Origin of the sequence: Azorhizobium sp. AG788, assembly GCF_004364705.1 — a bacterium.
Taxonomy (GTDB): domain Bacteria; phylum Pseudomonadota; class Alphaproteobacteria; order Rhizobiales; family Xanthobacteraceae; genus Azorhizobium; species Azorhizobium caulinodans.
This window is the reverse complement of sequence record NZ_SOBM01000005.1, coordinates 218,353-237,418: the sequence shown is the minus strand read 5'-3', so window position 1 is coordinate 237,418 and position 19,066 is coordinate 218,353. Positions and strand designations below refer to the sequence as shown.

13 protein-coding genes are annotated in these 19,066 nt (G+C 67.9%); 7 read left to right on the top strand and 6 right to left on the bottom strand.

What is annotated here, in order from left to right:
- Positions 1–164: 164 nt before the first annotated feature.
- Both DFO45_RS14615 and DFO45_RS14610 read left to right on the top strand, forming a co-directional pair.
- Positions 165–896 carry a TlyA family RNA methyltransferase gene (locus DFO45_RS14615; RefSeq protein WP_133865440.1) on the top strand — a complete coding sequence of 244 codons (732 nt, stop codon included), beginning with the start codon at positions 165–167 and terminating at the stop codon, positions 894–896.
- A 5-nt stretch (positions 897–901) separates the two neighbouring features.
- Positions 902–2,113, top strand: coding sequence for a class I SAM-dependent RNA methyltransferase (locus tag DFO45_RS14610; protein WP_208299810.1), 1,212 nt, complete (start codon positions 902–904; stop codon positions 2,111–2,113).
- Between the two features lie 5 nt (positions 2,114–2,118).
- On the opposite strand, the gene pstB is transcribed toward DFO45_RS14610, so the two are convergent.
- The 5 genes from pstB to ribB form a co-directional block, all read right to left on the bottom strand.
- On the bottom strand, positions 2,119–2,862 hold the full coding sequence (pstB, locus tag DFO45_RS14605) for a phosphate ABC transporter ATP-binding protein PstB (protein WP_245518126.1): 744 nt from the start codon (positions 2,860–2,862) through the stop codon (positions 2,119–2,121).
- A gap of 188 nt (positions 2,863–3,050) precedes the next feature.
- Positions 3,051–3,905: a DUF1194 domain-containing protein gene (locus DFO45_RS14600; protein WP_133865437.1), complete on the bottom strand. Its 855-nt coding sequence runs from the start codon at positions 3,903–3,905 to the stop codon at positions 3,051–3,053.
- A gap of 145 nt (positions 3,906–4,050) precedes the next feature.
- Complete coding sequence (locus DFO45_RS14595) at positions 4,051–4,986, bottom strand: bestrophin family protein (protein WP_012171628.1); 936 nt, start codon at positions 4,984–4,986, stop codon at positions 4,051–4,053.
- A 520-nt stretch (positions 4,987–5,506) separates the two neighbouring features.
- A complete protein-coding gene (locus DFO45_RS14590; protein ID WP_166657139.1) occupies positions 5,507–7,189 on the bottom strand; it encodes a HAMP domain-containing methyl-accepting chemotaxis protein in 1,683 nt (560 codons plus the stop codon).
- A 447-nt stretch (positions 7,190–7,636) separates the two neighbouring features.
- A complete protein-coding gene (gene ribB, locus DFO45_RS14585) occupies positions 7,637–8,944 on the bottom strand; it encodes a 3,4-dihydroxy-2-butanone-4-phosphate synthase (protein WP_133865435.1) in 1,308 nt (435 codons plus the stop codon).
- Positions 8,945–9,224: 280 nt separating this feature from the next.
- On the opposite strand from ribB, the gene DFO45_RS14580 reads away from it, so the two are divergent.
- The 5 genes from DFO45_RS14580 (at position 9,225) to DFO45_RS14560 (ending at position 18,272) form a co-directional block, all read left to right on the top strand.
- Positions 9,225–9,878, top strand: coding sequence for a hydrolase (locus DFO45_RS14580; RefSeq protein WP_012171625.1), 654 nt, complete (start codon positions 9,225–9,227; stop codon positions 9,876–9,878).
- Positions 9,879–9,904: 26 nt separating this feature from the next.
- A complete protein-coding gene (locus DFO45_RS14575) occupies positions 9,905–10,162 on the top strand; it encodes a DUF1427 family protein (protein ID WP_012171624.1) in 258 nt (85 codons plus the stop codon).
- Positions 10,163–10,436: 274 nt separating this feature from the next.
- Positions 10,437–15,860, top strand: a complete 5,424-nt coding sequence (locus tag DFO45_RS14570) for an ATP-binding sensor histidine kinase (protein WP_166657138.1) — start codon at positions 10,437–10,439, stop codon at positions 15,858–15,860.
- A complete protein-coding gene (locus DFO45_RS14565) occupies positions 15,857–17,227 on the top strand; it encodes an MFS transporter (RefSeq protein WP_133865433.1) in 1,371 nt (456 codons plus the stop codon). The genes DFO45_RS14570 and DFO45_RS14565 overlap by 4 nt, the downstream gene beginning before the upstream one ends.
- Before the next feature lie 166 nt (positions 17,228–17,393).
- Entirely contained in the window at positions 17,394–18,272 is an 879-nt protein-coding gene (locus DFO45_RS14560) for an AraC family transcriptional regulator (protein ID WP_166657137.1), read from the top strand.
- A 13-nt stretch (positions 18,273–18,285) separates the two neighbouring features.
- Here DFO45_RS14560 and DFO45_RS14555 read toward each other — a convergent pair whose 3' ends face one another.
- On the bottom strand, positions 18,286–19,050 hold the full coding sequence (locus DFO45_RS14555; RefSeq protein WP_012171619.1) for a response regulator: 765 nt from the start codon (positions 19,048–19,050) through the stop codon (positions 18,286–18,288).
- Positions 19,051–19,066: the final 16 nt, after the last annotated feature.

Genomic DNA, 19,066 nt, shown 5'->3' with positions numbered 1-19,066 from the left:
AAAAGGCTCCGCCGTGCGGTTCCGTTTGCCTTGCCCCCGGCCGATCGCATATCACGGGCCCGGCCTCGGGTGTGAAGATCCTTTGGCATCAATCCCGTGCGACCGCGCCTCCGTGGCGTCCGCGGGAGCTTTTCGGCAGGGCTTTTGGAAAAGAAGGGGCCGGTATGGCCGCGCGGGCGCGCATCGACAAGCTGCTGGTGGAGCGCGGGCTGTTCGACAGCCGGGCGCGGGCGCAGGCGGCTGTCCTTGCGGGGCAGGTGAGCGTCAATGGCGCGGTTGCGAAGAAGCCGGGACAGGAAGTGGACGAGGATGCGCAGATCGAGGCGCGCGATCTCCATCCTTATGTGTCGCGCGGCGGACTGAAGCTCGAAGCCGGGCTCGATGCGTTCGGCTTCGAGGTGAAAGGCAAGCGGGCACTGGATGTTGGCTCCTCCACCGGAGGCTTTACCGACGTGCTGCTCACGCGCGGCGCCGCCAGCGTCGTGGCCGTGGACGTGGGGCATGACCAGTTCCACCCGCGCCTGCGCGAACGCCCGGAGGTGCGCCTGTTCGAGGGCACCGACATCCGCCGGCTGGAGATGGCGCAAGTCGGCAACCCGGTGGACGTGGTCGTCTCCGACGTCAGCTTCATCTCGCTGGCACTCGTGCTGCCGCCAGCGCTCGCCTTCGCGGCGGAGCAGGCCGCCCTCGTGGCGCTGGTGAAGCCGCAGTTCGAAGCCGGCCCCGCGCATGTGAAGAAGGGCGTGGTGAAGGACGCCGCCATTCATGAGGCGGTCTGTGCCCGTGTGCGAGGCGAGGTCGAAGCCCTCGGCTGGCGGGTGCTGGGCCTCGTGCCGTCGCCCATCGAGGGCGGGGACGGCAATCGGGAATTTCTTTTGGGTGCGGTGCGACCGTGAGCAAGATGGAAGTGGAAGTCCTGCGCGTCGGCGCGCAGGGAGATGGGCTCGCGGCCGGCGGCCTGTTCGTGCCGTATGGCCTGCCGGGGGAGATCATCGCCGGCCGGCGCGACAAGGACCGGCTGGTGGAGCCCCGCGTCCTCAAGGCGAGCCCGGAGCGGGTGGCCCCCGCCTGCACGCATTTCGGCCTCTGCGGCGGCTGCCTGCTCCAGCATTGGGAGGCAGCGGCCTATCAGGCGTGGAAGCGCGGCCTGGTGGTGGACGCGCTTTCCCGCGAGCGGGTCGAGGTGGAGGTGGCGCCGCTGGTGGACGCCCATGGAGAGGGTCGCCGCCGCGCCATCTTCCATGCCCGGCAACTGGGCAGGCGCACCGTGGTCGGCTTTGCCGAGCGCAAGTCGCACGCCATGGTGCCGGTCACGGAATGCCCGGTGCTCTCCCCCGCCCTCGATCAGGCCCTTCCCGTGGCGCGGGCGGTGGCCGAAGCATTGGCGGAGATGAAGAAGCCCCTCGACCTGCATGTGACCGCCACCGAGAGCGGGCTTGATCTGGACGTGCGTGGCTCGGGACCTCTTTCGCCCATGATCCTCATGGACCTCGCCGCCCTTGCGGATCGCTTCGATCTTGCCCGTCTCACCCGCCACGGCGAGATGGTGGTGCAGCGCCGCCTGCCGTTCCTGCCCATGGGCCTTGCGCGCGTGGAACTGCCGCCCGCCTCCTTCCTTCAGGCCACCGCCGCCGGCGAGGCGCTGCTGGCGCAGGCGGTGGGAGAAGGGGTGGAAGGCGCCAGAAGCGTCGCCGATCTCTTCTGCGGCGTCGGCACCTTCGCGCTGCGGCTCGCCAGCCACGCCCGCGTGCGCGGCTATGAGAGCAACGAGACCGCCATCACTGCCTTGCTCAAGGCCATCCGGGGCACGCAGGGCCTCAAGAGCGTGGAAGGGGAAGTGCGCGACCTCTTCCGCCGGCCGCTGATGGCGTATGAGTTGGAGAAGTTCGAGGCCGTGGTCATCGATCCGCCCCGCCAGGGGGCGGAAGCGCAGGCGCGCGAACTCGCCCGCTCCAAGGTGGAACGGCTCGTCTATGTGTCCTGCTCGGCCCAGACCTTCGCCCGCGACGCCCGCCTGCTGATCGACGGCGGCTTCCGCCTTGAGCGCGTGACGCCCTATGACCAGTTTCGCTATTCGCCCCATGTGGAACTCGTGGGCCACTTCCACCGCTAGGGGCCTCAGCCGAAGCGGCCGGTGATGTAGCGCTGGGTGCGGGCGTCCGCCGGTGCCGTGAACAGATGGCGTGTCGTGCCGAACTCCAGGATCTCGCCCAGATACATGAAGGCGGTGTAGTCCGAGATCCGGGCCGCCTGCTGGAGATTGTGCGTGACAATGGCGATGGTGTGATCGCGCTTCAGCTCGTCGATGGTCTGCTCGATCTTGGCCGTCGCGATCGGATCGAGCGCCGAGCATGGCTCGTCGAAGAGGATCACCTCCGGGCCCACCGCCAGCGTGCGGGCGATGCACAGGCGCTGCTGCTGTCCGCCCGACAGGCTGAGCGCGCTCGTGGGCAGGATGTCCTTCACCTCGTCCCACAGGGCCGCGCGCCGGAGCGCCTCTTCGACGCGGTTCCTCAGCTCCGCCGGCGCGGGATCGAGGGAGAGGCGCACGCCGAGGGCCACATTGTCGAAGATGGAGAGGGGAAAGGGCGTCGGCTTCTGGAACACCATGCCGATGCGCGTGCGCAGTGCCAGAAGGTCCACGTTGGGGCCCAGGATGTTCTCCCCGTCCATCCAGACCTCGCCATCGACCGTCTGGTCGAAATAAAGGTCATACATGCGGTTGAAGACCCGCAGCAGGGTGGACTTGCCGCAGCCGGACGGGCCGATGAAGGCGGTGACGCGATCGCGATGCACCGGCACGCTCACGTCATTGAGCGCGAGGGTGCGGCCGTAATGATAGGTGATGTGTCGCGCCTCCATCTTCACCGAAGCGGGAGCCTCGGGCGCGAGGCCCGAAAGGGCGAGGGGCGGCAGGCTGACTTCCGGTCCCAGCGGCGGATGGATCGACATGGGCCGCGCTCCGTAATTGGAACTGCGGCCATGATGCCGGAGGGCACCATACCCGTCCTTGCGCGGGATCAGTCACGGAACCGTCATGGTCCCGCCGCTCAATTGTTGTTCCAGCGCTCGCCCCAGATGCGCTCGCCGATGGTGCAGGAGATGCGCGGCGGCTGGACCACCGGGATGACCAGCGGCACGCGCGGCGGTTTCACGCCGGCCACTTCCAGGACCATCTTGGTCTTGATGGCCTGGATGAACTCTGCCCGCTCGCGCACCGCGATCACGAAGGCGCCGGGGCCGCCGATGACGCAATCCTCGTAATATTGGTCCAGACCCTCGATATCGAGGGAGTTGGAATTGGGCCGCTTCAGCATCAGGGGCAGGCCATTGATTGTGATGCCCTGCGCCACCAAAGCGTCGCGGGTCTGGTCCACGCGGGCGCCCTGGTTGTTCACACCGTCGCCCGAGACATCGATGACCTTCCGCAGGGCGCGATACTCCATGCCCTCGAACAGATGCGCGGAGAAGATGAGCCCGCCGGAGATCGAGGTGCGATAGACCCGGCGGAGGGGCGCGGCGGCGATCTCGGCGGCAACGGCACGGGCCGTCTCCGGCCCATCGACAAGCCGCCAGGGCAGCACCAGCTTCTGTTCGTGCTCCCCCGCCCATTCCACATAGGCCACCAGCACCCGGCCGTTGGGCCCGAGCTTCAGGGCATTGAGGAATTCCGGCGAGACGAGGGCCTGCGCATAGCCGTCCCGCTGGAGGGCCTGTTCTTCCGTATCCATGGAATAGGAGACGTCCACGGCGAGGACGAGAGCCACGTCCACCGTAGGCACGCTTGAGCGCAGCGTCGTCGCCGCCGCGGCAGGGTCGGCGCCGGGCGGGCCGAGGCAGAGGCTTCCGGCAAGGCCGAAAGCCAAGGCGAGAGCGGCGATCCAGCTCCCCACAACGCGTCCCATTGGCAGCCTCCACAGCGGGCTTTCCACGAGCGGTCAGGATCGAATGGTGACACCGATCGGTGCGCGGCAAAAGAGCGCCGCGCGCGGGAGGTCCAAATACCGAATATGACGTAGGGGAATGTTCGGTGACTTCGGGCGGGTCGCCTCACATCAGCACGTAATTGACAGGCTCGGGGAAGGGCGGCAGGTCTGTCTCGCCCAGCGCCTCGCGCAGGTTGATGGCGATGGTCTCGGCGAGCGCCGCGATGGGCAGGTCGTTGGGCAGTTCGCCGAACGGCTCTTCGAGTTCGTCGCCCAGCATGTCGAGGCCGAAGAAGGTATAGGCCACCATGCCCGCCGCGATGGGCTCAAGCCAGCCGATGAGATCGGCAAAGCCGAAGGGCAGCAGGAAGCAGAAGGCATAGGCCGTGCGGTGGAGCAGCAGCGTGTAAGCGAACGGCACCGGGGTCGAGCGGATGCGCTCGCAGGAACCGAGAACCGTCTCCATCTGGCCCACCGTGCCTTCGATGAGCGAGAATTCGATATCGCTCAGCAGGCCGCGCGTGCGGGCGCCCACCAGCAGGCTGGTGATCTGGCGCAGCAGATAATCGGGCGGGTTGCGGCTGGTGAGGAACCGCTCGCTCATGCTGGTGGCAAGGCCGCTCGGGACAGACGGCTGGCTTTTGGATGGCCGCAAATGCTGGACGAGGGCGTAGGTGAAGGCGATGACCAGCCGGACCATTTCGATGCGCAAATGTGCGCCCTCGCTGCCGCCGCGCTCTTCCAGCAGCAGCGTCTGGCGGCCGAAGTTCCGGCAGGCGATGACCAGCGTGCCCCACTGCCGGCGGGCCTCCCACCAGCGGTCGTAACAGGCGTTGTTGCGGAAGCCGAGAAAGATGGATAGGGCGATGCCGATGAGCGCGAAGGGCGCGCTGCTCACGACCGGCACCCAGTCGGGAGCGTGGCGATGGCCATAGACCACCACGGACGACAGCGTCATCACCAGCAGCATCTGCGGCAGGATGCGCGGCAGGATCGAGCCACTCCCGCGCCGCACAATAAAGAAGATGGAAAAGAGGTTGGGTTTCTCTCGAACGATCATGGCGGGCGGAACCGGGCGGCAGACGCAGGGCCGGCCGCAGGCGGCGGGACAGCGCGTCGGGTTCAGGAAGTCCTTCGGGTATAAGCTGGAAGACGCCCGGAACAAGGCAAAGCTCACGTCCGTTTGCGAACTGGCCCGATGGCAGGAGGGTCGGATCCAGTGTCCCGGAAAGTCATCCCGCAATGCAATATTTCCGGACGGCCGGCAGGGCGCCCGACGGCAAGATGCCGCGTTCAATTTTGCAACGCAGCATGGTGGCGCAACGGTTAATACCGAATAGTGGGGGCGTGCTTTTTGTGCTCAGGACGCAGAGGTGCCGCGCGGGCTCTCGCGCGAACCGTATCAACTGATGCGGCGTCTTTGGCTCAGTGTGGCACACACGGAAGAAGGCGATGCGCCCATGGTCGCTCTCACGTTCCGAGAGCTTCTGCGTCAATTCGCCTCGTGCCGTATGGGAATGAAGCGCAATCGGGCGGCTGGGTAGGGCGGCCCCGGCCCGCTCGCGGGCCGGGGCCGAGGATCACGCGGCGGCGTTGAGGTCCTCGACGAAGCGTTCGACCACCTGCTTCAGATCGGCGGCCTGCCCCGAGAGACCCTCGGAGAGCGCCAGCAGTTCGGTGGACGCCGAGCCGGTGAGTTCGGCCGCCTGGCCGACGCCGGTGATGTTCTGCGTCACCTGCTGCGTGCCGTTGGCCGCCCGCTGGCAGTTCTGGGCGATCTCGCCGGTGGCAGCGCCCTGCTCCTCGACCGCGCCAGCGATGGAGGAAGAGATCTGCTTCATGTTGGCGATCACCCGCATGATCTCCGCCATCGAGGTCACGGTGCCTTGGGTGGACTGCTGGATCTCCGAGATCTTGGCGGAAATCTCGTCGGTCGCGCGGGCCGTCTGTGAGGCGAGCTGCTTCACCTCGGAAGCCACCACCGCGAAGCCCTTACCGGCTTCTCCGGCACGGGCGGATTCGATGGTGGCGTTGAGCGCCAGCAGGTTGGTCTGGTCGGCGATGCCCTTGATGAGCGAGATCACATCGCCGATGGCGGTGGCGGCGGTCGCCAGTTCAGAGATGCGGGCGTTGGAGGTCTCCGCTTCGGTGTAGGCGACATCCGCCACCTTGGCCGAGTGGCTGACCTGACCGGTGATCTCCCGCACCGAGGCCGCGAGTTCTTCCGACGAAGCGGCGACCGTCTGCACATTGACGGCGGCTTCTTCGGCGGCTTCCGCGACCGCCTGGGCCTGGCGGGAGGTCTGCTCGGCCGTGGCGGAGAGATTGCGGGCGGACCCGGCCACCTGATCGGAGGAGGCGGCAAAGGCCGAGGAGAGTTCGGTCATGCGGGCCACGAAATTCTCCGCCAGTGTGTTGCGGCGATTGAGAATTTCGCGCTCGCGGGCTTCGCGTTCGGCCTGCGCCCGCCGCAGCGTCTCGGCTTCGGAAAGCTGGCCACGCAGCACTTCGAGCGAGCCGGCCATGGCGCCGATCTCATCTTTCCGCTCGGTGCCGGCCACGGCCTGATCGAGCTTGCCCTGGCCGAGCCCCTTCGTGACAGCCATCATGACGCGGATGGGGGCGACGATGCCGCGGCGCACCAGCAGGACCGCCAGCGCCAGCACCACCAGCGTGGCAACGGCGATGGTGACGAGGGTGACCGTAGCCGTGCGGGTCGAGGTGAGCGTGGCGTCATCCGACAGCGTGTCCACGGACTTGCCCATGGTGGCGTTGAGTGTGGTCACCGTTTCGCCAAGTGCGCGCAGCGCCGGCCGGCAGGAGGCCGACATGGCCTTGCCGGCCCGCAGGTTGGCATCTTCGTCGCCCACGATCTTGGACAGCGCGATCGCTTCTGCGCAGGCGCCGCTCAGGATGGTGGCATAGTCGGTGCCGATGGCGCGAACGCGGTCAGCATACTCCGGAGCGGCCTTGTCCGTAGCGACGCTGATGCGTTCCTGAAACTGGCGTGAACTGGTGCTCAGCAGGGTCTGGGCCCGCTGTCCTTCCTCAGCGGTGGTGGCTGCGATGCCCTGATACACGCCGGCCATCGTCTCGGTGATCATCCGGTTGGCGCGCGAGAGTTCGAGCACGGCCCGCTGGGGTCCGTCGATCAGGTCGCTATAGAGCTGGTCCGTCGCCATGAGGCGGGACGAGGCATAGTATCCGCCTGCGAGGCTGACGAGCCCCAACGCCAGCAACAGGCTGACAACTTTCCAGGTCATCGAGAGATTATTGTACATATCGGTTTCCCCGAGAAAATCGCGTCGCGAGTTATGGTGATCGGTATGATGATAACCGTGAAGCTTGGCGGCAGGTTCCGCGTGGAACCGGTTGGAAAAGCTCCGTATGGGAGCGAAAAACATCCATTCCTGATGAAATCTGGCCAGTTCCGCCATGGCCCAGATCTCTGCCGAGAAGGGATTGGGGTGAGATGATAAAAATGTACAGATAATCAAATAACGGTCGGGGCTGGTGTGAAGCTGTGTTTTGGACGTCGATCCGAAATTGGAAATAGTCGCAATCTGATTTGCTTTTTATCAAATGCAACTGGTGGTAAGTGGGTTGTATTTACTTGAGCTTGGCCTTGGGGTACGCGCTCGGCGCCAAAAGAAAACGCCGGATGCGGGGCATCCGGCGTTGCGACTCCAACGGTTCTGAAGAAGGCTGGATCAGCCCTCGAGGGGCTCGGTTTCCTTGATCTCGATGCCGAAGCCCGAGAGGCCCACATAGGTGCGGGTCTTGGACGCGAGCAGGCGGATGGAGGTGACGCCGAGATCGCGCAGGATCTGTGCGCCGAGGCCGACTTCCCGCCAGTGCTGGTCTCGCTCCATCTCGCTCGAGGTCTTCTCCGAGCCCATCGCAGTCGGCGGCACGCCGACCGTGCCGTCGCGCAGATAGACCAGAATGCCCCGGCCTTCCTGCCTGATGCGCTCCAGCGCCTTCTGCAGGCCCTTGGCGCCGGTGAAGGCATCGGCCACCGGATCAGCGCGATGCAGACGCACCAGCACGTTCTCGCCGTCGCCGATGCGGCCGTGGACGAGCGCCAGATGGTTCACCTGATCAAAGGGGGTGATGTAGGAATAGCCCTGCATCTCGCCGACCAGCGTCGGCACCGGGAATTCGGCGGTGCGCGTCACCAACTTCTCGCGGGCCTGGCGATAGGCGATGAGGTCGGCCACGGAGATGCGCAGCAGGCCGTGCTCGTCGGCAAAGGCATTGACCTGCGGCCCGCGCTTCACGGTGCCGTCGTCATTCACCAGTTCGGCGATCACGCCCACCGGCGGCACGCCGGCGAGGCGGCACAGGTCCACCGCCGCCTCGGTGTGGCCGGAGCGCATGAGCACGCCGCCTTCCTTGGCGATGAGCGGGAAGATGTGGCCGGGCCGAACGAAATCCGCCGCGCCCATGTTGGGATTGGCGAGCGCGCGCACGGTGTTGGTGCGCTCCTCGGCCGAGATGCCCGTGGTGGTGCCGTGCTTCACGTCGATGGAGACGGTGAAGGCGGTGCCGAGCGGTGCATCGTTGTTGGACACCATCGGGTCGAGGCGCAGACGCTTGGCCTCGGAGGGCGGCAGCGGCGTGCAGACGATGCCGGAGGTGTGGCGGATGAGGAAGGCCAGCTTCTGCGGGGTCGCGAGCGAGGCGGCGAGGATGAGGTCGCCTTCGTTCTCGCGGTCGTCATCGTCGGTCACGACGACGATGTCGCCGCGGGCGATGGCTTCGATGGCGAGCTGGACGCGGGACTGCACGGTATCGATCACGGGTAAACCTCGGATGCGTGGGGCCGGCAGCCCCAGGAAGTCATTGGGCGTCACCTGATGGCCGGTGGCCTCGGCGATGCGCTGGGCACTCTCGCGGGAGAGCCAGGCGCCGTCGTCGTTGCACAAGGCGGTGACGCTGGCGGGCGACAGGCGCACCTGCTTGGCAAATGCGCTGCGCGTCACGCCAGCGGTCTGGAGCCATTCGGCGAGCTTCATGGGGGATGTTTAGCAGACCCGAATTTCGGCCGCAATGAAAGCGTGGGAAGTTTCAGTGATACTAAAATGCGCGAATTTTCCCTGCATTTATAGCGCCTTTCGCGCCGCCTACTTGCGCTTGGCCCCCGAACTATGGGGAGGGATTGGGTGCTCACATTGTCTTGAACTTGGCCATGCGTGCCATGGGCATCCCGTTCAAAAGGCCAGCAGACCCGACAAGACCGGATGGACGGGCAGGGGCAGTTTGGCGCCGCATTCCAATCTTGCGGCAGGACCCATCATGACCCCCCAGGCCACTCCCACGCCCTCTCCGCTGCTCATCACCCCCACCGATCATGCGCTGATCATGATCGACTTCCAGTCGCAGATGTCGTTTGCGACGAAGTCCATCGACGCTGTGCTCCTGCGCAACAATGCGGCGCTTGTCGCCCGCGCCGCCGCCAGCTTCGGCGTGCCCTCCATCCTCACCACGGTGGCCGAGCGCAGCTTCTCCGGCCCCATGTATGAAGAGATCACCAGCGCCTTCCCGGGGCAGGCCCTGATCGACCGCACGTCCATGAACACCTGGGAAGACGCCAACGTCATCAAGGTGGTCAACCAAATCGGCAAGCCGCGCCTTGTCATGTGCGGCCTGTGGACCTCGGTCTGCATCGTCGGCCCGTCCCTGTCGGCCATCGCCCAGGGCTTCGAGGTCTATGTGATCGCCGATGCCTGCGGCGACGTCACCGACGAGGCCCACGAGCGCGCCATGGAGCGCATGGTGCAGGCCGGCGTGCGCCCCATGACCTCGCTGCAGTATCTGCTCGAACTCCAGCGCGACTGGGCTCGCACCGAGACTTACGAGTCCACCACCGGCATCGCCAAGCAGTTTGGCGGCTCCTATGGCCTCGGCATCATCTACGCCAAGACCATGTTCGGCGCCCACGAGGGTTGACGCGGCCACGGCGCGGAGGGAGCGCGATGAAGATCTATGTTGTGTCTCTCGCCGCGGGCCTGCTGGTCGGCGTCATCTACGGCCTGCTGAACGTGCGTTCGCCGGCGCCGCCCGTGGTGGCGCTGGTGGGTCTGCTCGGCATCCTTCTGGGCGAGCAGGTGCCGCCGCTCGCCCAGGCCGCCTGGCGGCGCCTGCCCGCCAGCGCATGGATGGATCAGGTGCGCCCGCACGTCTTCGGCCATCTGCCGAGGGGCGAGCGGAGCAAGCCCGAAGAACCGAGCTGACGGAATGCCCTGCCGCCCGTCCCGCACGATGCGGCAGGACTTCGTCCCCTGAATGCCTTCATCACCTCCCGATGAAGGTTGCGGCCGCGCCAATCCGCCCTGCGGCGCGGTCGCATCTTTTTCAAGGGGTTCCGCCGCCTTCGTCTGGATGGGCGGGAGCGGGACAAACCTGCTAGATGAAGAGCTGGCTGGGGCCTCGTGCCTGAGCCCGGCAGCGGAATGGCCCGCGCGCTGAACCCCAATGCCGCCCTTCCGGCGGCCGGATCGACGGCCCGTGCTCGATACGCAAAGTTTCTCCCTCCTCGAGGCTGGAGAGACCCCACTCTACGGCGCGATGCTGGAGAGGGGACGGCCGGTGCTTGTGAAGGTCTGGGACGGCGACGATGCCCGTGGCGCGCAGGTTCTGGAGCAGGAATTCGCCTTCCGGCGGCATCTGTCCGGCGACTGGGCGCTCATTCCCGAAGGTCTGAGCCGGAAGGACGGGCGCCTTGCGCTGGTGCTCGGCGATCCCGGCGCGGTGCCGTTCCGGCAGGCGGCGAATGCCTGCCCCGTCCTGCTTCCGCGCCTCGCGCTGGCGGCGGAACTTGCGGCAGCGGTCCGGGCCATGCATGCGGCGGGCGTTGTCCATGGGGACATCCGGCCGGCGCATATCCTGGCGCGGGCGGATGGTGGCCGCGTCTGGCTGACGGGTTTTGCCCACGCCACGGCACGCGGGCAGGTGCCCGAGGGCGGGCTGACCGATCCCAGCGCGGATGCCTTGCCTTACATGTCGCCGGAACACACGGGCCGCACCGGACGGATCGTGGACGAGCGGTCCGACCTCTACAGTCTCGGCGTCGTGCTCTACGAGCTTCTGGCGGGTGTGCTGCCGTTTCATGCCCAGCGCCGGATGGAGTGGATCCATGCCCACGTGGCCCGGGTGCCGGCCCCGCCGCGCGAGCGGGCCGATCTGCCCGAGGCGGTCTCCGCCATCGTGGTCAAGCTGCTGGCCAAGGAGCCTGCGTCCAGATACCAGAGCGCCGCGACGCTGGAGCAGGATCTGCGGCGGTGCGTGGCGACGCTGCGGCAGAAGGGCACCATTCCGGATTTCGTGCCCGGCGAGAGCGAGGTGCTGCTGGGCAACCCCACGCCCCAGCGCTTTCTCGGCCGCACGTCCGAACTCGGCCATCTGACGACCGCCGCCGCCCGCGTTGCGGCCGACGGCCGGGCCGAGGGTGTCCTCGTTCAGGCGGAGGCCGGGGCGGGAAAAAGTGCGCTCGCCGCCGCCTTCCAGCGCCGGGTGGAGCCGCACATGGCCTGGTTCGCCACCGCCAAGTGCGAGCCGCGCGATCAGCCCTATGCGGCGCTCGGAGCCGCCTTGCGCTCGCTGGTGATCCGCGCGTTGGCGGCGGCGCCGGAGGCGCTGGAAGCGCTCGCCGCCGGCTGGGCTCATGCCTTCGGCGACGACATCGCTTTCCTGCTCGATCTCGTGCCCGAACTCGCGCCGCTGGTGGCCGTCCCTTCTCGTCCGGCGTCGCTGCCACTCATGGAGACGCGGGCGCGCGTCCATCGCCTGCTAGCGGGTGTTCTCGCCGGCTTCGCGCGGCAGCGCCACTTCCTCGTCCTGGTCATGGATGACGTGCAGTGGGCGGACGTCGCCACGCTGGATTTCATCGGCGAACTGCTCGGTGCGGAGACGCCGGCCCCCATTCTCTTCCTCGGGCTCGCGCGCCCCTCGCAGGAGATGGCACTCCTGCGCCTTGCCAGCCACCGCCGGATCGAGACCATGGATCTGGTGCCACTCTCGGTGGCGGAGACGCGCGATCTCGTCGCCGGCCTGCTGCGTGCTCCGGCGAGCGCGGTCGGCGGACTGGCGGAGCTCGTCTGGACGAAGACCGGCGGCAATCCCTTCTTCGTCTGCCAGTTCCTCTCCGTCCTCGCTCACCGCGGCGGCCTGAGCTTCGATCCGGCCAGCGGGCGCTGGGTCTGGGATGCGGCGGTGATCGCCGCCGCGGGCATCGCTGACAACGTGGCGACGCTCATCGCCGGCAAGATCCTGCGGCTTGAGCCCGATCTCCAGAAGCTGCTGATGTTCCTCGCGAGCCTCGGCTCGCAGTTCGATGCCGAACTGCTGGCCACGGTCGAGTCGGTCCATGGCGGCGCGCTGGAGCCGGCGCTCGGCAAGGCGGTGGAGGCGGGATATGTCATCGCGACGCCCACCGGCCATCGCTTCGCCCACGACAAGATTCGCGATGCCGCCTATCAGCTGATCGATCCGTCCAGCCGCGCGAGGTGGCATCTCGGCCTTGCCCGGGTGCTGGCCGGGGCGGTGCGCGAGGGGGCCGGGGCGCGGCTGTTCGATGCCGTGGACCAGTATGGCCTGTGCCTTCGGCTTCTGGAGAATGCCAACGAGCGTCTCGCGGTGGCGGAGCTTTACCTCGATGCTGCCCGCCGCGCCCGCCGCTCCGGCAGCTATGAGGCGGCCCTTGGCCTCGTGCGCACCGCGACCGCCCTGCTGCCGCAGGACCGCTGGAACACCTGCTATCGCACCAGCTTCGAGCTGGCCGTTCTCGGCGCGGAGTGTGCCGCCATGCATGGCGAGCACGCTTATGCGGAGGCTCAACTGGCGGCCGCCAGTGTCCATGCCGAGGAACTGGTGGATGCCGCGCTCGCGACGCGCCTGCAGGTGTCCCTCCTCACTGCCCTCGACCGGTCGGACGAGGCGGTGCGCACCGGGCTCGGCTTCCTCTCCCGCCTCGGCCCCGCCTGGAGTTTTGCTCCCGGGGACACGGTGGAGGAGGAGTATCGCAGCCTCGTGTCGCGGCTGGGCACGCAGCCGGTCGGCGCCCTCGTCGACGCCCCCGCCCTCACGGACCCGCTGCGCCTGGCGGCCATGGAAGTGCTGGTGGAGGTGACGTCGCCCGCCTCCTTCATCGACCGCCGGCTGCACGATCTTGTGCCGCTGCGCATGGTCAATCTCGTGCTGGAGCACGGCCTGTGTGACGCCGCCGCCTTTGCCTTCGAGCATGCGGCCATGGTGATCGGTCCGGCCTTCGGTGATTATGCGCTGGCGCATGCGCTCGGCCAGCTCGGCCTTGATCTCGTCAACCGGCGGGGCTTCGCGCGTTTCCGCGCCAAGGTGGAGATGTGCTTCGGCAGCCTCGTCTCGCCCTGGACGCGGCCGCTGGCGGAGCGACGCGATCTCATCCGCAAGTCGTTCGACAGCGCGCTCGCCGCCGGCGATGCGAACTTCGCCGCCTACTCCTGCAACAACCTCGTCACCAACATGCTGAGCGCCGGCGAGCCTCTCGTCGCCGTGGAGGCCGAGATCGAGCGCGGCCTTGCCTATGCGGCCGGTGTCCGGCTGGTGCGGGTGGAGCTCATCCTCAAGGCGCAGGCGCGTATGGTGCAGCAGATCCGCCGCGGCATCGCGGCAGATCCACAGGAGGAGGCGGCCACCGAGGCGCTTCTGGAGGCCGATCCGCGCCTCGCGGTGGCGGCCTTCTGCTACTGGACGCGCAAGCTTCAGTGCTGCGTGCTGTCGGGCCGCTTTGCCGAGGCCGCGCAGGCCCGGGAGAAGGCCGAACGCTACGCCTGGACTTGTCCCTACTTCCTTGAAACGGCCGTTCTGGCCCTGTTCGGAGGGCTTGCTCTCTCCCTGCCGCGTGCGGCCGGCGAAGAGGGGCCGTGGCGCGATGCTTTCCGGCGCCATGCCACTCAACTGGCACATTGGGCGGCGCACAGTCCGTCCAATTTCGAGGGCGGCGCCCGGCTGCTCGCGGCCGAGGCGGCGCGCCTCGATGGCCGCGACGTGGAGGCCATGACGCTCTATGAGCGGGCGGTGCAGGGCGCGCGTACCCTCGGGCTGTCCCACCACGAGGCGCTGGCGAGCGAGTGCGCCGCGCGCTTCCACGCCAGCCGGGGCCACGGGCTCATCGCCTCCGCCTTCCGTCGCTATGCGGCTTCCGCCTATGAGGTGTGGGGCGCGCATGCCAAGGCCGCCGAACTGGGCAGCGGCTCGGGCGGCATCGTCCAGTCCGACCCCGCGGTCCCCCGGCTGGAGGCGGATCTCGACATCTCCCTCATGCTCGACGGCTCCCGCGCCCTCTCCGCCGAGATCGTGCTGCCCCAGCTGATCGAGCGCCTGCTCACTCTCGCCATGCAGCATGCGGGCGCTGACCGGGGCCTGCTGACCCTGGTGCGGGACGGCCGACCTTATGCGGCGGCGAGCGCGGTCAGCGAGGCGGGCGGCCTGCATGTCTGGATGAGCGAGGTCGGCCTCTACCAATGCCCGTTCCCGGTCTCCCTCGTGAATGTGGTGCTGCGCACCCGGACCAGGTTGATGCTGGCGGATGTGCGCGAGACGCCGGAGTTCGGTGACGATCCCTTCTTCGCCCATGCCCCGCGCGCGGTGCTGGCGCTGCCCCTGAAGAAGGGGGGAGAGGTGGTCGGCGTGCTCTATCTGGAGAACGCCCACCTGCCGGACGCATTCAGCGCCAGCCGCCAGGCCCTTCTGGAGGTTCTCGGCTCGCAGGCGGCCATCTCGCTGGAGAATGCCCGGCTTTATGCGGAGCTCCAGACCGACATCGCCCGCCGCAAGACCATCGAGCAGGAACTGCGCCGCAGCCGCGCCGTGCTGGCGGCGGCGCAGTCCATGATGCAGATCGGCAGCTGGTACTGGGAAGCGGCCAACCGCACCATCCTGTGGTCCGACGAACTGTTCCGCATCCTCGGGCTCGACCCGCTCGAACACAAACCGAGCTTCCAGCTCTTCTGGTCGCGCGTGCATCCCGAGGACAAGGCGCGGCTCAAGGCGGCGATCCACGCGGTGCGGGCCAGCGTCCAGAGCGCCTCCGTCGAGTTCCGCATCGTCCTGCCCGGCGTGGAGGTGCGCCACATCGAGTGCATCATCCCCGCCATGCTGAGCGCCGCCGAGAGCCGGGGCGACTTCGTGGGCACGGTGATGGACGTGACCGAGAAGCATCGCGCCGACGAGCGCCTTAGGGCGGCGCAGGCGGAGCTGGAACGGGTGGCGGGGCTGACCACAATGGGCGAACTGGTGGCTTCCGTCGCCCACGAGATCAGCCAACCGTTGGCCGCTATCGTTGCCAATGCCAGCGCTGGCATCCAGTGGCTGAAGCGCTCGCCGCCCCGCGCCGATCAGGCCGAGCAGGTGCTGGCCCGCATCGCCGCGCAGGGGACCAAGGCGGGGGACGTGATCCGGGGCCTGCGCTCCATCTCGGCCAAGTCCGATGCCCACATGGCGCCCTTCGACGTGCCGGATGCGGTGGACGAGGCCATCGCCTTGCTTGCCGACCGCCTGCGCAAGGCGCATGTCCTGGTGCGGCGGACGCTCTCGCCCTCCGAGCGCATCGCGCATGGCGACCGCGCGCTCTTTCAGCAGGTGGTCATCAATCTCGCGGGCAATGCCATCGAGGCCATGCGCGGGTCGAGCGGGGCCCGCACGCTGAGCATCACCACCCGCAGCCAGGCCGATGCCTTCATGGAGATCGAGGTGGCCGATACCGGCGAGGGCATTCCGCCCGAGCAGGTGGCGCGCATCTTCGATCCCTTCTTCAGCACAAAGCCGGACGGCATGGGCATGGGGCTTGCCATCTGCCGTTCCGTCGTGGAAGCCCATGGCGGTACGCTGGGCGTGGACACCGGTCCGACCGGCACACGCTTCTTCTTCTCGTTTCCCCGGGGCGACCACCCATGACACGCCGTTCCGCCGCCGATCCGACTGCCGCCGAACTGGTGGCCCGCTACGACGGTCAGGCGATGGGTCCGCGCTACTGGACCACGTTTGCGGTGCTGGCCGGGGTCGCGACGCTCGATTTCGCCGATTTCTTCCTCATCGGCTTCATCCTCGCAGTCATCGGGCCGGAATGGGGCCTGAGCTACGGCCAGTCGGCCATGATCCTCTATGGCGGCGGCGTCGGCTCCATCCTCGCCGCGCTGCTGTGGGGCAGCGTCTCCGATGCGCGCGGCAGGAAGCGCCAGATCATATCGGGCACGATCATCTGCGGCCTGTCCGCCGGCCTGATCGCCTTCGTGCCGCAGGGCTGGTGGGAGCTGATCGTCGCCTTGCGCATCCTGGTCGGCTTCGGGCTCGCGGCTTCCGCGACGCCGGTGCTCACGCTGGTGGTGGAGGTCACCCCCACGCGGCACCGCACGCGGGTCGGCAGCCTGTTCATGGTCTTCTCCAGCCTCGGCATTCTGGTGGCGGCGCTGTCGAGCGGGCTGCTGATCGAGACGCTGGGCTGGCGGGGGGTGGCACTGCTTGGCTTCATGCCGCTTGTCCCCGCGCTCCTCACCGCGCTGTTCGTGCCCGAATCTCTGCGCTGGCTGGTGGCCGTGGGGCGCATCTCGCAGGCCATGGCGCTGGTGGGCGAGCCGGGGCAGGCGGGCGCGGCCGCGCCGCAGGTTGAGAAGGGGCGGGGGCTGATCCGGTCGCTCGGCGATCTTTATGAACGCCCGCGCATCTTCTGGCAGGTGGTGATCGTGAACGCCGCGGCCCTGACCGTGGTGTTCGGCTATTATCTGTGGGGTCCCACCATTATGTCCGCCGAACTCGGCCGGTCGGTGGGCGGCACCGCGCTTTATTTCGTCATCATTTCCGGCTGCGGCATCCTCGGGCGCCTGTCCTCGGCGGTGGTGGTGCCCTTCACCGGCCGCCGGCCGCTGGGCATCGTCCTCGCGCTCCTGGCCGCCGTGGCGCTCGCCTGCGTCTCCCTGTCGGGTGGCCGCACCGTGGCGGGCGTGCCCATGGCGCTCATCTCGCTCTCCTGCGCTGCCTTTTTCTGCGAGGGCGGCCTCGCCAACAGCGCGCCCTATGCCATCGAGCAATATGGGGCGCGGTTGGGCGCGCGGGCGGCGGGGCTCGCGCAGGCGGCGTCGGGCGTCGGCCGCATCATCGGGCCGCTGGCTCTGGCGCTGATCGCCGGCAGCTCGAACGTGGTGTCGCCGGCCTTCTCCGCGGCGGCGGCGGCACCGGCCTTCCTGTTCTTTGCCGGCTGCATGGTGCTGGTCTCGGGCGCCTTCGTCTTCCTCGCCGTCGAGACGAACGGGCGGCCCATCGACTGATCCGGAAGAGGGCTCAGGCGTCACTGCGCGGCATCACAGCGGTGATGTTGGGGCGGTGACCGCACCATGGTGCGGAAAAAGTTCCTCATTTCACATCGTTTCACGCCCGTTCGGCGCCGGCCCCGCCTAGTCTCTCCCCGATCGAGAGATTGATATGGGAAGCACGATGCCACAACCTATGCCGGAAGCTTCAGGCTGGTCCGCGCGGGGGCAGGCTGAAGACAGCCGCGAGACATCTCAGCTCGGCCTCACCGGAGGCATCGTCGCGCAGTTCGACCGGCGGCGCGATGCCGATGGTTGGCAGGAGCAACTCGACACTTCGCGCAACCTGCTCACGGTGGCGCTGGACGAGGTAGGTGGCGCCACCGAGGTCTCCCTCTCGCCCTGCCGCCCCACGGCCCAGCGCGTGCGCCCCAACCATATGAGCTTCCTGCCGGCTGGCACCTGCGCCTGGGAAAGCTGCTCGCGCATCAGCCTCTACCGGCGCGCCGTGCTGGCCTTCGACACCGAAACGGTGTCGCAGATCATCGGCCAGCCACTGTCCGAGCCGACGGAAGCCAATGTGATGTTCCGCGATCCGCGCATCTGGCACTGCGCGGATCTTCTCGCGCGGATGAGCGATGGCACCGACCCCGGCAGCCAGCTCTATTGCGACAGCCTTGCCACGGCGCTGTTCGTCGCCCTGTTCAGCCCGCGCGAGCCGTCCACCTCCGGTGGGCTGCTGCCCTGGCAGTTGCGGCGGGTCACCGACTTCATCATGGACCATCTGGCAGAGGATATTCCGCTCGCCGATCTATCCGCGCTGCTGGGGCAGTCGCAGTCGCACTTCGGTCGCGAATTCCGGATCGCCACCGGCATGCCGCCGCACAAGTGGCAGATGAATGCCCGTGTGCGGCGGGCGCAGGAACTGATGCTGGACCGGCACGGCAGCCTCGCCGACATCGCCATGGAAGTGGGCTTCGCCGACCAGAGCCATTTCACGCGGGTCTTCCGCGTCCACACCGGCCTGCCGCCGGGCCAGTGGAAGCGCGCGCACGTCAATTAGGACGGTTGCCCCCTCAAGCAGGGCTCTGGGGGCGTTCCGACAGGGCCAGTGCCATGGCCCGCGCGACCGCGGCGAGAATGTCCTCGCCGGCGGCGGGCTTGGTGAGGAATTCGATTGCCCCCGCCTTCATGGCTTCCACGGCGATGGGAATGTTGGACCGCCCGCTCAGGAACACGATGGGTAGGCTGAGGCCGAGGGCGAGCAGCCGGCGCTGGAGTTCGAGGCCATTCTCGCCCGGCAGGCTGACGTCGAGGATCAGGCAGCCGGCGGTCTGGGCCGTCAGAGCTTCCTGGAAGGCACCCACCGATCCGTACGTGCGCACCCGCCAGCCAGACGCCATCAGCAGCCCTTCGAGGGCGTCGCGCATGTCCGCCTCGTCGTCCACCACATGCACCACATGATCGCCCGGTACGGGGGCGTCGTCCGGCTCCGGCGCGTGCTGGCCGAAGGGGGTGAAGGCGTAGCCCCGGTCCGGCACGGTGCTGACGACGTGGCGGGCCTCCCCCAGCGCCCGCCGGAGCGTTGAAACCTGCACCCGCAGATTGGTCTCGCTCACATGCCGGTTCGGCCACACGCGGGCCTGGATCTCGTCGTGGGACACCACCCGGCCCGCGGCCTCCGCGAGCATCAGCAGAAGGTCGAATGCCCGGCTGCCGAGGGTGATGCGCGCGCCGTTGACGAAGGCCTGCCGCGCGGTGGCATGGATCTCCAGCGGACCGGCGCGCAGAACCTCGCCCGGCGAGGAGCGGTCGGCGCGTGAAGGGGGAACAGGGGTCATGGCTGCGGTGCGCTAT